17 protein-coding genes are annotated in these 15,032 nt (G+C 56.3%); 8 read left to right on the top strand and 9 right to left on the bottom strand.

The window, feature by feature from the left end:
* The first annotated feature begins 5 nt into the window (after positions 1-5).
* Positions 6-983 (top strand): type IV pilus twitching motility protein PilT, encoded by a 978-nt coding sequence (locus NB069_RS18335; protein WP_250585878.1) that lies wholly within the window; start codon positions 6-8, stop codon positions 981-983.
* A gap of 94 nt (positions 984-1,077) precedes the next feature.
* Positions 1,078-1,767, top strand: a complete 690-nt coding sequence (locus tag NB069_RS18330) for an IclR family transcriptional regulator (RefSeq protein ID WP_250585876.1) — start codon at positions 1,078-1,080, stop codon at positions 1,765-1,767.
* A gap of 39 nt (positions 1,768-1,806) precedes the next feature.
* Here NB069_RS18330 and ruvX read toward each other — a convergent pair whose 3' ends face one another.
* From ruvX to metK, 8 genes are all read right to left on the bottom strand, one after another.
* Positions 1,807-2,223 carry a Holliday junction resolvase RuvX gene (ruvX, locus tag NB069_RS18325; RefSeq protein WP_250585874.1) on the bottom strand — a complete coding sequence of 139 codons (417 nt, stop codon included), beginning with the start codon at positions 2,221-2,223 and terminating at the stop codon, positions 1,807-1,809.
* The gene (locus NB069_RS18320; RefSeq protein ID WP_250585872.1) at positions 2,223-2,783 is read right to left on the bottom strand and encodes a YqgE/AlgH family protein; all 561 of its coding nucleotides are present in this window, start codon (positions 2,781-2,783) and stop codon (positions 2,223-2,225) included. Before NB069_RS18320 ends, ruvX begins: the two co-directional genes overlap by 1 nt.
* Positions 2,784-2,871: 88 nt before the next feature.
* Positions 2,872-3,819, bottom strand: a complete 948-nt coding sequence (gene gshB, locus NB069_RS18315; RefSeq protein ID WP_250585870.1) for a glutathione synthase — start codon at positions 3,817-3,819, stop codon at positions 2,872-2,874.
* Positions 3,820-3,838: 19 nt separating this feature from the next.
* Entirely contained in the window at positions 3,839-4,570 is a 732-nt protein-coding gene (gene rsmE, locus NB069_RS18310; protein WP_250585868.1) for a 16S rRNA (uracil(1498)-N(3))-methyltransferase, read from the bottom strand.
* 113 nt (positions 4,571-4,683) lie between these two features.
* Positions 4,684-5,391: a deoxyribonuclease I gene (endA, locus tag NB069_RS18305; protein ID WP_250585866.1), complete on the bottom strand. Its 708-nt coding sequence runs from the start codon at positions 5,389-5,391 to the stop codon at positions 4,684-4,686.
* A 94-nt stretch (positions 5,392-5,485) separates the two neighbouring features.
* Positions 5,486-5,983 carry a SprT family zinc-dependent metalloprotease gene (locus NB069_RS18300; RefSeq protein ID WP_250585864.1) on the bottom strand — a complete coding sequence of 166 codons (498 nt, stop codon included), beginning with the start codon at positions 5,981-5,983 and terminating at the stop codon, positions 5,486-5,488.
* 71 nt (positions 5,984-6,054) lie between these two features.
* The gene (locus tag NB069_RS18295) at positions 6,055-7,452 is read right to left on the bottom strand and encodes a sugar porter family MFS transporter (RefSeq protein WP_250585862.1); all 1,398 of its coding nucleotides are present in this window, start codon (positions 7,450-7,452) and stop codon (positions 6,055-6,057) included.
* Between the two features lie 208 nt (positions 7,453-7,660).
* Positions 7,661-8,815 (bottom strand): methionine adenosyltransferase, encoded by a 1,155-nt coding sequence (gene metK / locus NB069_RS18290; RefSeq protein ID WP_250585860.1) that lies wholly within the window; start codon positions 8,813-8,815, stop codon positions 7,661-7,663.
* A 419-nt stretch (positions 8,816-9,234) separates the two neighbouring features.
* Between metK and NB069_RS22505 the strand changes: the two genes are divergently transcribed.
* The 4 genes from NB069_RS22505 (at position 9,235) to speB (ending at position 12,771) form a co-directional block, all read left to right on the top strand.
* Complete coding sequence (locus tag NB069_RS22505; protein WP_419146408.1) at positions 9,235-9,387, top strand: hypothetical protein; 153 nt, start codon at positions 9,235-9,237, stop codon at positions 9,385-9,387.
* Between the two features lie 87 nt (positions 9,388-9,474).
* Positions 9,475-9,606: an acid stress response protein YqgB gene (gene yqgB, locus NB069_RS18285; protein ID WP_250589542.1), complete on the top strand. Its 132-nt coding sequence runs from the start codon at positions 9,475-9,477 to the stop codon at positions 9,604-9,606.
* Between the two features lie 8 nt (positions 9,607-9,614).
* Positions 9,615-11,591, top strand: coding sequence for a biosynthetic arginine decarboxylase (speA, locus tag NB069_RS18280; protein WP_250585858.1), 1,977 nt, complete (start codon positions 9,615-9,617; stop codon positions 11,589-11,591).
* Positions 11,592-11,850: 259 nt separating this feature from the next.
* Positions 11,851-12,771, top strand: a complete 921-nt coding sequence (gene speB / locus NB069_RS18275; protein ID WP_002434404.1) for an agmatinase — start codon at positions 11,851-11,853, stop codon at positions 12,769-12,771.
* A gap of 3 nt (positions 12,772-12,774) precedes the next feature.
* Here the strand turns inward: speB and NB069_RS18270 are convergent, their stop codons facing one another.
* Complete coding sequence (locus NB069_RS18270; protein ID WP_250585856.1) at positions 12,775-13,986, bottom strand: MFS transporter; 1,212 nt, start codon at positions 13,984-13,986, stop codon at positions 12,775-12,777.
* A gap of 414 nt (positions 13,987-14,400) precedes the next feature.
* On the opposite strand from NB069_RS18270, the gene NB069_RS18265 reads away from it, so the two are divergent.
* Both NB069_RS18265 and NB069_RS18260 read left to right on the top strand, forming a co-directional pair.
* Positions 14,401-14,724, top strand: a complete 324-nt coding sequence (locus NB069_RS18265) for a Rieske (2Fe-2S) protein (RefSeq protein ID WP_250585854.1) — start codon at positions 14,401-14,403, stop codon at positions 14,722-14,724.
* On the top strand, positions 14,721-15,029 hold the full coding sequence (locus NB069_RS18260; RefSeq protein ID WP_250585852.1) for a recombinase-like helix-turn-helix domain-containing protein: 309 nt from the start codon (positions 14,721-14,723) through the stop codon (positions 15,027-15,029). Before NB069_RS18265 ends, NB069_RS18260 begins: the two co-directional genes overlap by 4 nt.
* Positions 15,030-15,032 lie beyond the last annotated feature (3 nt).

Raw genomic sequence — 15,032 nt, 5'->3', positions numbered from 1 at the left:
ATTAAATGGATATGGAAGAAATTGTGGCCCTTAGTGTAAAGCATAACGTGTCGGATCTACACCTGTGCAGTAACGCGCCACCTCGCTGGCGGCGGCGCGGGAAAATGGAATTCGCCCCTTTTCCAGGGCCGGATGTCGCCATGCTGCTGAAAAGCTGGCTCAGCGATGAGCAGCAGGGAGCCTGGTACGCCCAGGGGCAGGTGGATTTTGCCGTCGCGCTGGAGAGCCACCGGCTGCGTGCCAGCGCCTTTGCCCATACGCAAGGGTGTTCGCTGGCGCTGCGTCTGCTGGCACAGCAGTGTCCGCAGCTGCGGACCCTGGGGACGCCGCGGGCGATACCCGAGCTGCTGACCAACGATAACGGCCTGATTCTGGTGACCGGGGCAACCGGCAGTGGGAAATCCACCACCCTTGCGGCAATGGTCGATTTTCTTAATCACCATAGCGACGGGCATATCCTGACCCTGGAAGATCCGGTGGAGTTTATCCATCAGAGCAAGCGCTGCCTGGTGCAGCAGAGGGAGATTGGCCTGCATTGCCCGTCGTTTGCCGACGGGCTAAGAGCTGCCCTGCGTGAGGATCCGGATGTGATCCTGCTGGGCGAACTGCGTGACAGCGAGACAATCCGCCTTGCGCTTACCGCCGCCGAGACGGGGCATCTGGTGCTGGCGACCCTGCATACCCGGGGAGCGGCTCAGGCGGTAGAGAGGCTGGTGGATGCCTTCCCCGCGCAGGAAAAAGAGCCGGTGCGTAAGCAGCTGGCAGGTAGCCTGCGCGCCGTGCTGGCGCAAAAGCTCGAAAGGGATAACCAGCAGGGTCGCGTTGCGCTGTTTGAGCTGCTGGTGAATACCCCTGCCGCAGCAAATTTGATCCGGGAAGGTAAAACCTGGCAACTGCCCGGCGTGATCCAGACCGGGCAGCAGGCAGGCATGCAAAACTTCGAGCAGAGCCTTGCCGAGCGCAGGGCGCAGGGGCGGCTGTAATGCGTTAGCCACAGCAGAGAATGCGCTTCACGGCCTTGTTTCCTTCTGTACGGGCGCTAAAATCGACTTTCTTATTGCACTGATTGAAGCGGCTATGTCATCACAACCGAACCAAAGTCTTATCGACGGCATTCGCTGTCTGCAATATCTGGTTTCCAGCGGCCGCGCCATCGGCTGCCGTGAACTCGCACGACTGATGGGGATTAACACCACCCGTGTTAACCGTTTGCTGATGACGATGGCCTCCATTGGCCTGACCATGCAGGACGAGCATCGTCGCTATCTTCCCGGCCCCGGCATTCATGCCCTTGCGGCACAGTCTATCCGTGGCTCTGAGCTGTTCTCCAGGGCGCTGCCCCGGCTGGAACGCCATGCGCCACGGGATATCGTGGTGGCGCTGGGGGTGCTGTGGGAAGACCAGGTTATCTATATCTGGCACTCCGTTCCCGGCAGCCAGACCAGCCAGGCGCTGGCCGGTTTCCACATGTTGCCAGCCTGGCAATCGGTGATTGGTATGTCGCTGCTGGCGAGCGAAACGGATGAAGCGCTCATTCCTCGCTTTACGCCTGAACAGTGGCAAAACCTTGCCCCGCATGTGGCCCAGCAGCGCGAGCAGGGGCATGTGATCTGGCATCATGACGACGGGGAAGTCTCTATGGCTCTGCCCGTGGGCGCGCATCATGCCGCGCTGGCGTTTGCCGGTATGTGGAATATTGAGGATGCGAGCGTCCGTACGCGTCTTGAGGAACTGACCGCACTCAACGCCACGCTGCTGGCGGAATAAAAGGGATTTGCCCGGGGGGCCGGGCAAAGGGAAGGGTGATCAGTAACCCTGCTCGAAGAAACTCTCGAGGATAATCACGGCGGAGGCGGAATCGACGCTGCCTTTGTTGAGTGCGCGAAAACCGCCATGCTCAAACAGACCGGCACGGGCTTCTACCGTACTTAACCGTTCGTCGTGCAGCTTAATCGCTACCCCAAAACGGCCATGAATTTTATTGGCGAAATTGCGCGCCCGGGCAGTTAATGGCTGTTCGGTGCCATCCATATTCAGCGGTAAGCCGACAATCACCTCATCCGGCTGCCACTCTTTCAGCAGGCGTTCAATCAGGCTCCAGTCCGGGGTGCCGTTCTGCGCTTTCAGCGCCGTCAGCGGGCGAGCGGTGCCGGTAATGCGCTGGCCGATCGCCACGCCAATACTTTTGGTGCCGAAATCAAAGGCGAGAAGCGTGCCGCTCATCAGGCATGCCCCGCTACGCCAGGCATGGTCTGGATATCAATGCCAATCAGCTTAGCCGCATCGCGCCAGCGATCGGCGATGGGGGTTTTAAACAGGATATTCAAATCTGCCGGGGCAGTGAGCCAGGCATTATCCAGGATCTCCTGCTCAAGCTGACCTTTTTCCCATGAGGAGTAACCGAGCGCGACCAGCACATCGGCAGGTTGCTTTTCTGTGCCCAGCGTCTCCAGCACGTCACGAGAGGTGGTCACAACGGTATTGTCAGAGATACGGATACTGGAGGAAAAACCTGGCGGCGTATGCAAAATAAAGCCCCGATCTTCTGCCAGCGGGCCACCGAGCATGACCGCTTTATCGAGACGAATCTCAGGCACACGTTCGTCCTGGGAAATTTTCAATTTTTCCAGAATGCCTTCAACAGAAAGATTTTCCAGCGGTTTATTGATGATAATCCCCATCGCGCCCTCTTCACTGTACTCGCAGATATAAACCACGGAACGGCGGAAAATCGGGTCCTGGAGAGCAGGCATGGCAATAAGAAAGTGATGCTGTAAATTCATTGTCAGAGGTTCTGTTTCCTGGTTTAAAAAGCGACAGCGCCCAGTATGCGGAGAAACCTGGGTGCTGTCACTAACAGTATTATTCTGGTTACTGCTTCAGCCGTTTTTCGATGGCATCCATCAGCATGCCGGTAATAGAGACCGGGAACTCAGCTTCGATTTCACGAATACAGGTCGGGCTGGTGACGTTCACTTCTGTGAGGCGGTCGCCAATGATGTCGAGGCCCACGAAGATCAGCCCCTTGGCTTTTAACAGCGGACCTACGCGGCGGGCAATTTCCCAGTCGCTTTCGGTCAGCGGACGCGGTTCGCCACGGCCACCGGCCGCCAGGTTACCACGGGTTTCGCCGCCCTGGGGAATACGCGCCAGGCAGTAGGGAACCGGCTCGCCGTCCACCACCAGCACGCGCTTGTCGCCGTCGACAATCGCCGGAATATAGTTCTGGGCCATGCAGTAGCGGGTGCCATGCTCGGTCAGGGTCTCAGCGATAACGCCCAGGTTCGGGTCACCCTCTTTGACGCGGAAGATAGAGGCGCCGCCCATGCCGTCCAGCGGCTTCAGGATGATATCGCCGTGTTTCTGCCAGAAGGCTTTCAGCTGTGCTTTGCTGCGCGTCACCAGCGTCTCTGGGGTCAGGTCGGAGAACCAGGCGGTGTAGAGCTTCTCGTTGCAGTCGCGCAGGCTCTGCGGTTTGTTAACGATCAGCGTGCCTTTCTCTTCTGCGCGCTCAAGGATATAGGTGCAGTAGATGTATTCCGTGTCGAACGGCGGATCTTTACGCATCAGGATGACGTCGAGCTCGGCCAGGGGCAGATCCTGCTCGGAACCGAACTCATACCATTTATCGTAATTCTGCTCGACGTTGACGATGCGGGTGCGCGCACGCGCTTCGCCGTTAATCAGGTACAGGTCGCTCATCTCCATATAGTGGAGCTGGTAGCCGCGACGTTGCGCTTCCAGCAGCATAGCGAAGCTGGAATCTTTCTTGATATTGATGCTTGCGATGGGGTCCATCACGATGCCGAGCTTGATCATTGTCTTCTCCGTTAATGCTTCAACCTAAATCGCCAAAACGCACCTGCAGGGCAGTGATGGCGGTTAGCGCGGTGGTCTCAGTACGCAGAACGCGGGGTCCCAACAGAATATCAGTAAACTGGTAGCGGGCGGTCATGGCGATTTCATCCGCCGACAGGCCGCCTTCCGGGCCAATCAACAAGCGCACGCGCTCAACCGGCAGCGGCAGGGTGTTGATGCTGGCGCTGGCGCGGGGATGAAGGTTGAGCTTCAGGCCCTGCTCCTCTTCCGCACACCAGGCTTCGAGATCCATTGCCGGGCGGATCTCCGGGACGCGGTTGCGGCCACACTGCTCACAGGCGGCAATGGCGATTTTTTGCCACTGCTGGAGCTTCTTATTCAGACGTTCAGCATCCAGTTTAACGCCGCAGCGCTCAGAAAAAAGTGGCGTAATGAGGCTTACACCCAGTTCGATCGATTTCTGGATAGTGAATTCCATTTTTTCGCCGCGCGACATCACCTGGCCTAAATGGATATGCAGCGGTGATTCACGATCGTCGATTTCGCTACTCACGATACTGACGTGCACGCTTTTTTTATCGGCGCGGATGATGTTTGCGTCAAACACCTGGTTTGAACCATCAAACAGCTGAATGGCCTGGCCAGCACCCATGCGCAGCACGCGACCCACGTGGTTAGCGGCCTCTTCAGACAGGGCAATCTCGCTGCCTGCGGCGATAGGTTCGGGATGATAAATACGAGGTACACGCATAGTTAAGAAATCCATCAAGAGCTGAGTACCCGGCACATTCTATCCCCTCTCCCCTGTGGGGAGAGGGTTAGGGTGAGGGGTATACTTAAAGAAACAATTGCCGCTAGTGTAGGTTAGCTCTTTTGCGCCTGGCAAGCGCGCTGGACGTAAGGGTTGTGATTCCCCTGAACTTTAGCAATGCGCACGTCACGCTCGCACTCCCAGGCAGTCACCGGATAGAGTTTATCCCAGGCGTTGAAGAGCTGGGTTTGCTGGCGGGAGAGGTTGAGGTTATAGCGATCGCGCATATAGAAGTAGGTGCGGGCGATACTACCGCGCGCACGGGCCGGTGGCTCGGCAAGCTTCTCTTTAAAATCGACCTTCATGGCACACTGGCCGTATTGGCCCTCGCCGCCGTTCCACTGGCTGTACATAAAGTTGCCGCGATCGCCATTCACCTCGCCCACGGCGGGTTGCAGGTTATGCATGTCGCTTTCAATCTGGCGATAAACCGGGTCTTTGGCGCAGTTTTTACGTCCGCCATCCTGCCAGCACTGGCGCTGGTGGCCGAACTGCCAGGCCGGAACCACATGTTCCCATTCAATGCGGTTGGCCCGGTTTTCATTTTTACGCACTTTGTAGCCGCAGGACGCCAGGTCCACGACCCCTTTTTTGCCCTGCCAGTTAATTTTGCAGCCACAGTAAAAGTCACCCGCGACGTCAGCATTGACCTTCACGCCTGCGGCTTTTGCCTGAGAGAAACTGTTGATACCTTCGGCCAGCGCGTGGCCTGAGAACGCCGTCGCCAGAAACGCGACCGCGAGAGAGAAATTACGGGACATCGTGAACTCCGTGTCAAAACGAGCCCGCAACGTAACGAAAGTTGTTCTTGTATGCAATCAGGCAGATCAGGAATGTTCCTGATTGTTCCGCCGCTTACTCGGCAATAAGCGGTTCACCGCATTTAACGCAGCAGTAAGTGGCCTCCCCGCGCACTACCCGGTTATGGCGACGCACCGTGAGCTGGTGCTGCTGACACTGGCAGCGGTAGGGGAACGTATTGCGACGTACGGAATCAAGCTCGAACTGGTGGGTTCGCCGCGCTGGAACGCCCAGCACCGCTTCCATCATCCATTTCCACTCTTTGCCGTGCGGGGCCACGCGGCCAAAGTGCTTCCACACCAGCAGATGCGCCAGCTCGTGGGGCACCACTTCGTCGATAAAGGCCTGCTGGTTTTCCAGCATTAAAACGGGGTTGAGGCGGATCTCGTAGGCATCCAACCAGGCGGTGCCTGCTGCGGTGCCGCGCTGCTGCCAGACCAGCTTAGGTTCAGGGTAGTTCCGACCGAGCTTCAGGTTGGCCTGGGCCAGTTTTTCGCGCAGGCTGCGCATGGCGGCTTGCTGAAGCGCAATGGGGAGACGGGGTGTTTTCATAGGGGCAGAGCATAGAGCGTGCGGCGGAGCGGTGCAAGCGGCTTCCTCCGCGAGGGAGGAAGCCGGAAAGATCAGTCGTGAGCGCCAATTTCGCGCAGCGGACGGCCTTTCATCAGGTTGCGTTCGATATGTTCCAGGGAAACGTGTTTAGTTTCAGGAACCAGCCACAGGGTCAGCACGATAAACAGCAGGTTCAGACCGCCGTACACCCAGAAGGTGTTGGCGTTACCCAGCGTATCGAGCATGGTCAGGAAGGTTGCGCCGACAATCATGTTGGCGATCCAGTTGGTGGCGGTGGAGCAGGTGATACCGAAGTCGCGGCCTTTCAGCGGCTGGATCTCAGAACACAGCACCCAGATCAGCGGGCCAGCACTCATCGCAAAACCGACGATAAACATCAGCAGCATTCCGACGGCCACGTACTGCATAGCAGGGGACTCGATACCCACATGCAGCATGGTACCCAGCACGCCCATGCCGACGGCCATTACCAGGAAGCCCAGCGTCAGCGTCGGTTTACGGCCCCAGCGATCCACCAGACCGATGGCGATAAAGGTTGCCAGCACGTTGGTCAGGCCGACAATCACGGTGCCCCACATCTGCTGGGTGGTATTGCTGTAACCCGCCAGCTCAAAGATTTTCGGCGCGTAATACATGATGACGTTCATTCCGGTGAACTGCTGCATGATCTGCAGCAGCACGCCAAGGAACACCGCCCGACGGAAGTTGCTGTTCTCTTTGAACAGCGCCCAGCCGCTCTGTTTTACCTGCAGGCTTTCGCGGATCTCTTCCAGCTCGCGCTTCGCTTCCGCGCTGGTGTCGCGCAGGCGCAGCAGCACCCGTTCCGCATCGTTAAAGCGGCGTTTGGCTGCAAACCATCGCGGGCTGTCCGGCAGGAAGAAGACGCCAATCAGCAGCAGCACCGCCGGGATAATGATCACACCCAGCATCCAGCGCCATGCGCCGCTGTAGCTAAATGCGGTGTCGGAAAGATAGGCCCCGAGAATACCGATAGTAATCATCAGCTGATACATGGAGATCATGCTGCCGCGGATTTTCTCCGGTGCGATCTCCGACAGGTACAGCGGCGCGGTATAAGAGGCGACACCGACCGCCAGGCCCAGCAGTACGCGGGAGGCAATCAGCACTTCCACGTTAGGTGCCGCGGCAGAGAAGAGCGAGCCGGCGACAAACAGGATCGCGCCAATCATCAGGCTCTTTTTACGCCCGAGCTTGAAGGAGAGCCAGCCGCTGCCGACCGCCCCGACCGCAGCCCCGAACATCATTGAGCTGACCACCCACTCCTGGGTATGGGAGCTGATCTGGAATTCATCAGTAATGAACGGCAGGGCACCGGCAATCACGCCGATATCCAGACCGAACAGTAATCCGGCCAGTGCTGCGAGGAAGCAGACGAAGAATGTCATCGTCTTATTGGACGCCCGCCCCTTTTTTTTATTATCAGGCATGAAGCCCTCCAGTTGGTTTTTTGTTTTATGAATGTAAAGATTTGAATGGGATGCTGTAAAAGTATGTGAGAGGGGCGAGACAAACAAAGAGAGTATTCCGAAAGGGCAGCGCTTTTATCGCGGTGAGAGCGTTTTCAGACAGGGGTTATAAAGCAGAAAAATAAAAAGGCCAGCACGGGGCTGGCCTCATTCAAGCGTTGTCAGTCGATTATTTCAGACCGGCAGCTTCACGCAGCTGAGCGGCTTTGTCGGTTTTTTCCCATGGGAAATGTTCGCGACCAAAGTGACCGTAAGCAGCGGTTTCTTTGTAGATTGGGTGCAGCAGATCCAGCATCTGAATCAGACCGTACGGACGCAGGTCGAAGAACTCGCGTACCAGCAGGGTCAGCTGTTCTGAAGGCACTTTTTCGGTGCCGAAGGTTTCAACCATGATGGAGGTCGGTTCTGCCACGCCGATAGCGTAGGAAACCTGGATCTCACAGCGGTCAGCCAGACCAGCAGCAACGATGTTTTTCGCCACATAACGTGCCGCGTACGCTGCAGAACGGTCAACTTTAGACGGATCCTTACCGGAGAACGCGCCGCCACCGTGACGCGCCATGCCGCCGTAGGTATCAACGATGATCTTACGACCGGTCAGACCGCAGTCGCCCATTGGTCCACCGATTACAAAACGGCCTGTTGGGTTGATGAAGTATTTGGTGGAGGCATTCAGCCACTCGGTTGGCAGAACCGGCTTGATGATCTCTTCCATCACGGCTTCCTGCAGGGATTTCTGGTCGATATCTTCAGCGTGCTGAGTAGACAGAACCACCGCGTCGATGCCGACAATTTTGCCGTCGTCGTACTGGAAGGTGACCTGGCTTTTCGCATCCGGACGCAGCCATGGCAGGGTGCCGTTTTTACGCACTTCAGCCTGGCGCTGCACCAGACGATGAGCATAGGTGATCGGCGCTGGCATCAGCACGTCGGTTTCGTTGGTCGCATAGCCAAACATCAGGCCCTGGTCGCCCGCGCCCTGTTCCAGCGGATCGGCACGGTCAACGCCCTGGTTAATGTCCGGGGACTGTTTGCCAATCGCGCTCAGGACGGCGCAAGAGTTGGCATCAAAACCCATATCAGAATGCACATAGCCGATTTCACGCACGGTGTTACGGGTGATCTCTTCGATATCAACCCATGCACTGGTAGTGATTTCACCGCCAACCATGACCATGCCGGTTTTGACATAGGTTTCACACGCTACGCGCGCCTTTGGATCCTGCTCGAGGATCGCGTCCAGCACCGCGTCGGAGATTTGGTCAGCAATTTTATCAGGATGTCCTTCTGATACGGACTCGGACGTAAACAGGTGTTTTGCCATGTTTTAATTTACCTAAGGAGAATTTATTTAGCTCAAACTGTCGTGTGGGGTCGTCGTGGTAGTTTTTTCCACCAGGACTTGCAGATGATGACACTGGCAGTCTGAGTGTTAATCAGTATGGATGGATTAACATCTGGATGGCTATTTTAGGTCACTTCTTCGCCCGATTTCCAGCTTTTTTTGAATGAGTGGCTACGCCGTTGAAAACCCGGCTGGAAATTTTTGCTGACGGTGTGTCAATGCACGCATTTATATTTTGCATTTTCCCCGTCTTGTCGGTATAAAACGCGGCGCGCGGCTCATACAAAAAAGCACACGACGTTTCTTCGTGTCGCCACTTCCAGCCGGGTAAAGCAGTGAACTTTTAGCTTTAACTTGTCGCGGGTTTATTCAGGCTTGCGTGGAGGTGATACGAGATAATGAACCGTCGTTTTCCGCTAATTCAGTTCTGCCTTTCAGGCCGGAACATGTTCCCCGCCATTCGCATTTCTAATCTGCAAACCTGCCGATGTTATACCCATCTCGGCGCTTCTCAGGACTCCAGGGCTGGCACTACGCTTTGCGAAGACTGAACAAGGGCGCTCTTGTAAATACAAGAGTTTTCTCGTGGTTTCGCCGAACCTTGTCATACAGAGTTCGGATACGTGTTTTACAATGATATGAATAAGAAACCGGTCGCACGGCCCGGCTTTCAGCATTCTGTGCTGGAAAGCTGGTCGGATAATGGGTTGTTATCGCAGATTGACGCTGCGATAGTAGTCAACTGTTTTACACTGAATAGTAAGAGTTGAGGTTCGCTATGTCTGACGACATGTCTTCGGTTTCGCCTTCGTCAGCGGGCGAACAGGGTGTACTACGTTCTATGCAGGAGGTTGCGATGAGCTCCCAGGAAGCCAGCAAGATGCTGCGCACTTACAATATTGCCTGGTGGGGCAATAACTACTACGACGTCAACGAGCTGGGCCACATCAGCGTTTGCCCGGATCCTGACGTACCGGAAGCGCGCGTCGATCTCGCCAAACTGGTGAAAGCACGTGAAGCGCAGGGTCAGCGTCTGCCTGCTCTGTTCTGCTTCCCGCAGATCCTGCAACACCGTCTGCGTTCCATTAACGCCGCCTTTAAGCGCGCGCGTGAATCCTATGGCTACAACGGCGATTACTTCCTGGTTTATCCGATCAAGGTGAACCAGCATCGTCGCGTAATCGAATCCTTAATTCATTCTGGCGAACCGCTGGGACTGGAAGCGGGTTCTAAAGCAGAACTGATGGCCGTCCTGGCGCATGCCGGCATGACCCGCTCGGTGATCGTCTGTAACGGCTATAAAGACCGCGAATACATTCGCCTGGCGCTAATCGGTGAGAAGATGGGCCACAAGGTCTATCTGGTTATCGAGAAGATGACTGAGATCGCTATCGTGCTGGAAGAGGCCGAGCGCCTGAACGTGGTACCGCGTCTTGGCGTGCGTGCGCGCCTGGCTTCCCAGGGCTCCGGTAAGTGGCAGTCCTCCGGCGGCGAAAAATCCAAATTCGGTCTGGCGGCGAACCAGGTTCTGCAGCTGGTGGAAATCCTGCGCGAACGCGGTCGTCTGGACAGCATTCAGCTGCTGCACTTCCACCTCGGCTCACAGATGGCCAATATTCGCGACATCGCCACCGGCGTGCGTGAGTCGGCCCGTTTCTACGTTGAGCTGCACAAGCTGGGCGTGAATATCCAGTGCTTCGACGTGGGCGGTGGTCTGGGCGTGGACTATGAAGGTACGCGCTCGCAGTCCGACTGCTCCGTCAACTACGGCCTGAACGAATACGCTAACAACATCATCTGGGCGATTGGCGATGCCTGTGAAGAGCACGGCCTGCCGCACCCGACGGTGATCACCGAATCCGGGCGTGCGGTAACCGCGCACCACACGGTGCTGGTCTCCAACATCATCGGCGTTGAGCGCAGCGAAATCACCGAAGCGACGCCTCCGGCGGATGATGCCCCGCGTTCCCTGCAAAGCATGTGGGAAACCTGGCAGGAGATGCACGAGCCGGGTACGCGCCGTTCCCTGCGCGAGTGGCTGCACGACAGCCAGATGGATCTGCATGACATTCACATCGGCTATTCATCCGGTGCGTTCAGCCTGCAGGAGCGCGCCTGGGCGGAGCAGCTGTATCTGAACATGTGCCACGAAGTGCAGAAACAGCTTGACCCGAGCAACCGCGCGCACCGTCCGATTATCGACGAGCTGCAGGAGCGTATGGCGGACAAGATGTACGTCAACTTCTCGCTCTTCCAGTCGATGCCGGACGCCTGGGGTATCGATCAGCTGTTCCCGGTTCTGCCGCTGGAAGGGCTGAACCAGGTGCCTGAGCGTCGTGCGGTGCTGCTGGATATCACCTGTGACTCCGACGGGGCGATCGACCACTACATTGACGGTGACGGTATCGCCACTACCATGCCAATGCCGGAGTACGATCCGGAGAACCCACCAATGCTGGGCTTCTTTATGGTCGGGGCCTATCAGGAGATCCTCGGCAACATGCACAACCTGTTCGGCGACACCGAAGCGGTTGACGTGTTTGTCTTCCCTGACGGCAACGTGGAAGTGGAGCTCTCCGACGAGGGCGACACCGTGGCGGATATGCTTCAGTACGTTCAGCTCGATCCGAACAAGCTGCTGACCCAGTTCCGCGATCAGGTGAAAAAGACCGATCTGGACGACACGTTGCAGAAACAGTTCCTGGAAGAGTTTGAAGCCGGTCTGTACGGCTACACCTACCTGGAAGACGAGTAAGTATGTGCCCGGTGGCGCTGCGCTTACCGGGCCTACATAAACGCAACACGTAGGCCGGATAAGGCGTAGCCGCCATCCGGCGATAAAATTCCGCCGGAATTGCGTTTGCTATACTCACTTGAACCCGTATGAAATAGCGGCGATAATTCGCCCCAATTAGCGATTTACGAATCAATCCCTTCCTCGTCGGGTTTAACGACGCGGAGGGGATTTTTTTTCATCTGTTTTCAATGCACCGACGTTATAAAGAGGTCAGGACATGAGCACTTTAGGGCATCAGTACGATAATTCTCTGGTATCTAACGCTTTTGGTTTTTTACGCCTTCCGATGAACTTCCAGCCCTACGACAGCGATGCGGACTGGGTGATCACCGGGGTGCCATTTGATATGGCGACGTCCGGTCGTGCCGGTGGCCGTCACGGTCCGGCGGCGATCCGTCAGGTCTCCACTAACCTGGCCTGGGAGCACAACCGCTTCCCGTGGAACTTCGACATGCGCGAGCGCCTGAACGTGGTGGACTGCGGCGACCTGGTGTATGCCTTTGGTGACGCCCGTGAAATGAGTGAAAAACTGCAGGCCCACGCAGAAAAACTGCTGGCTGCCGGCAAGCGCATGCTCTCTTTCGGTGGTGACCACTTCGTGACCCTGCCGCTGCTGCGCGCCCACGCGAAGCACTTCGGCAAGATGGCGCTGGTGCACTTCGATGCACATACCGACACCTATGCGAACGGCTGCGAATTCGACCACGGCACCATGTTCTACACCGCGCCGAACGAAGGTCTGATCGATCCGAACCACTCCGTGCAGATCGGCATCCGTACCGAGTTCGATAAAGACAACGGCTTCACCGTGCTGGATGCCTGCCAGGTGAACGATCGCGGCGTGGATGACATCATCGCCCAGGTTAAGCAGATTGTCGGCGACATGCCGGTCTATCTGACCTTCGACATCGACTGCCTGGATCCGGCCTTTGCCCCGGGTACCGGTACCCCGGTGATCGGCGGCCTGACCTCTGACCGCGCCATCAAACTGGTGCGCGGCCTGAAGGATCTGAACATCGTCGGCATGGACGTTGTGGAAGTGGCGCCTGCCTATGACCAGTCCGAGATCACTGCTCTGGCCGCAGCGACCCTGGCGCTGGAGATGCTCTACATCCAGGCGGCGAAGAAAGGCGAGTAAGCCTTACGCGCTGATTGCTGCTGCGCGTCGCATGCGCAGCAGCAACATTCCCCCCGCCAGCAGGGTGATAACCTGCGACACCACCAGCACCGAAAAGCCCGAGCTCACCGACCCCACCGACTTCATCACCATCCCCATCAGCAGCGGAATAAAGGCGGCGCAGATATTGCCAATCCCGTTAATGATCCCGTACGCGCTACCCACCGCTTCCCGCGCGGCGTGATGCTGGATCACGGCAGGAATTGCGGCCCCCTGAAGTCCCCAGAAGACATTGGCGGAGAGCATAAACAGCGCCAGCCACAGGGGCTGATGGCTGAGCATCAGCGCGACCACCGACAACGCCGTCAACGTCCCGCCAATGACAAACAGCACCGGCGCCTGTTCCGGGCGCATTTTATCGAGCAGCACGCCACCCAGAAACTTTGACCCCAGGCTCAACAGGAAGGGAACGGCTGCCAGCATGCCCGTCGCGTGAAGGGAGAAGTGGTGCTCATCACGCAGCCACGCGGGCAGCCAGGCACTGCTTCCCCAGAGATAGCTCAGGGTGGCGATTTCAACCAGCAGGATCCAGCCCAGCAGCGGCGTCTGCCATGCGAGGGTGAACGTCCCGACAAACCCCGGTTTTTTTATCTTCACCGCATCATGCGGTGCGGGCAGAAAGCGCCAGATTAACCCGCCGCCCAGCAGCAGATTGATTGCCGCCAGCGCATAGAACGAGCCCGCGCAGCCGAGATGCGCCATCAGCCAGGTGACGAGCGGAAAGCCCACGGCCAGCCCGAGCGAGACGCCCAGCGCGGTCACGGCGTTGGGTTTGCCTATCTCTTCTGCGCTAAAGTTATCGCTGATAAAGCGTGTTTTCAGCGAAAAAAGCGGTCCTTCGGCAATGCCCAGAATCAGGCGGGCGATGAGCATTCCCATCAGCGATCCCAGCAAGGGTGAAACAGCGCAAACCAGGGCCCATATCGCAATGCTGCCCAACAGACCCTGACGGTAATGGAATTTGCTTTCGATAACCGGTGTTAATAATAGAGCGGAAAAGCCATAACCCAGAAGAAAGCAGGTCATTAGCATTCCTTGTAACATTCTGTTTTCATTTAACCGAAAGTGTTCGGCAAATTCCGGATTTAAAATCATTACCGAGATATTTACCCGGTCGACGTAGGAAATAATAATGAGAAATAACAGTGCAATTGTGCCTTGCCATCTTGCCGTCATGATGCCTGCCTTACGCGTGCGCGTATTTATATTTTTATAAGCGTGATTGTCACGTAACTAAAATGGTTCACCTATGAAACTCATTGTTTATAAAGAATAAAATAAAAATGAGTTTCACAGGTGAAACACCAGGTTGCTGACTTCTTTTATTTTTAATGAGCAAAAAGAAAAGAAGTCAATATTTCTTTATATAAATTTATAGCCATCGACAAATCGTATTCATTCACGCCGCAATAATGAAAATTTCATATCGCTGCATTTTTTCGTGATCCTTTGCACACTTAGTTAATTAATCATCGTTTAGTTAACAAATTCGTCACATTGGCGCTTGACGAAACATTCATCGCTTTTATATTGACCGTATTAAATAAGAAACAGAGTTTCATATATGAAACAAAAGCCTGGAGGATCGCGATGAGCTGGATAGGCGTATGTGACGCAGAACAAGTACAGGAAGATTTCCCCTTTAGCGGCAACGTCGACGGTAAAGAGATCGGCGTTTATTTGATTGACGGCGAATATCACGCGCTGGAAGACGTGTGCCCGCACGCGTATGCCTTGCTGAGTCAGGGCTTTGTGGAAGATGGCAAAGTGGAATGTCCGCTGCATGAAGCGGTGTTCGACGTCAAAACCGGCCAGTGCCTGCATGGCCCCGGGGGTCGCAACCTCAACCGTTACCCGGTTCGGGTCTTTGAAAACCAAATCCAGATTACCTTTGTCGAGGAGAGCGTGGCATGAGCGACACCCTGAACTTCAACCCGGCCCTGCCCGAAAGCCGCCAGTTTACTCCGCCTGCAGAGGGCGGTAACGGCGCTATTCATAAGCCGGGTGATTACCAGAATCTGATCTGGCAGACCCGCAGCCGCGAGCCGGAAAACTGGGAAGTGAACCTGATCGCTACCCTGGAAGAGCTCTTCGAACAGGGCGCTGAAACCCTGCCAGAACTGGTAAACGGGCTGAACGCGGTACGGATGCACGATCAGCAGGGTGAGCCGTGGAGCGTTGCCAGCTTCCAGGCATTCTTACAGGTTAACGGCTACTGAGGG

The organism is Leclercia adecarboxylata (genome assembly GCF_023639785.1).
Taxonomy (GTDB): Bacteria; Pseudomonadota; Gammaproteobacteria; order Enterobacterales; family Enterobacteriaceae; genus Enterobacter; species Enterobacter adecarboxylatus_D.
This window is presented reverse-complemented; position numbering and strand designations above follow the sequence as displayed.

Coding starts and splice junctions, on each gene's coding strand:
- NB069_RS18335 (WP_250585878.1), top strand. CDS start 6: ATGGATATGGAAGAAATTGTGGCCCTTAGTGTAAAGCATAACGTGTCG.
- NB069_RS18330 (WP_250585876.1), top strand. CDS start 1,078: ATGTCATCACAACCGAACCAAAGTCTTATCGACGGCATTCGCTGTCTG.
- ruvX (WP_250585874.1), bottom strand. CDS start 2,223: ATGAGCGGCACGCTTCTCGCCTTTGATTTCGGCACCAAAAGTATTGGC.
- NB069_RS18320 (WP_250585872.1), bottom strand. CDS start 2,783: ATGAATTTACAGCATCACTTTCTTATTGCCATGCCTGCTCTCCAGGAC.
- gshB (WP_250585870.1), bottom strand. CDS start 3,819: ATGATCAAGCTCGGCATCGTGATGGACCCCATCGCAAGCATCAATATC.
- rsmE (WP_250585868.1), bottom strand. CDS start 4,570: ATGCGTGTACCTCGTATTTATCATCCCGAACCTATCGCCGCAGGCAGC.
- endA (WP_250585866.1), bottom strand. CDS start 5,391: ATGTCCCGTAATTTCTCTCTCGCGGTCGCGTTTCTGGCGACGGCGTTC.
- NB069_RS18300 (WP_250585864.1), bottom strand. CDS start 5,983: ATGAAAACACCCCGTCTCCCCATTGCGCTTCAGCAAGCCGCCATGCGC.
- NB069_RS18295 (WP_250585862.1), bottom strand. CDS start 7,452: ATGCCTGATAATAAAAAAAAGGGGCGGGCGTCCAATAAGACGATGACA.
- metK (WP_250585860.1), bottom strand. CDS start 8,815: ATGGCAAAACACCTGTTTACGTCCGAGTCCGTATCAGAAGGACATCCT.
- NB069_RS22505 (WP_419146408.1), top strand. CDS start 9,235: ATGAACCGTCGTTTTCCGCTAATTCAGTTCTGCCTTTCAGGCCGGAAC.
- yqgB (WP_250589542.1), top strand. CDS start 9,475: ATGAATAAGAAACCGGTCGCACGGCCCGGCTTTCAGCATTCTGTGCTG.
- speA (WP_250585858.1), top strand. CDS start 9,615: ATGTCTGACGACATGTCTTCGGTTTCGCCTTCGTCAGCGGGCGAACAG.
- speB (WP_002434404.1), top strand. CDS start 11,851: ATGAGCACTTTAGGGCATCAGTACGATAATTCTCTGGTATCTAACGCT.
- NB069_RS18270 (WP_250585856.1), bottom strand. CDS start 13,986: ATGACGGCAAGATGGCAAGGCACAATTGCACTGTTATTTCTCATTATT.
- NB069_RS18265 (WP_250585854.1), top strand. CDS start 14,401: ATGAGCTGGATAGGCGTATGTGACGCAGAACAAGTACAGGAAGATTTC.
- NB069_RS18260 (WP_250585852.1), top strand. CDS start 14,721: ATGAGCGACACCCTGAACTTCAACCCGGCCCTGCCCGAAAGCCGCCAG.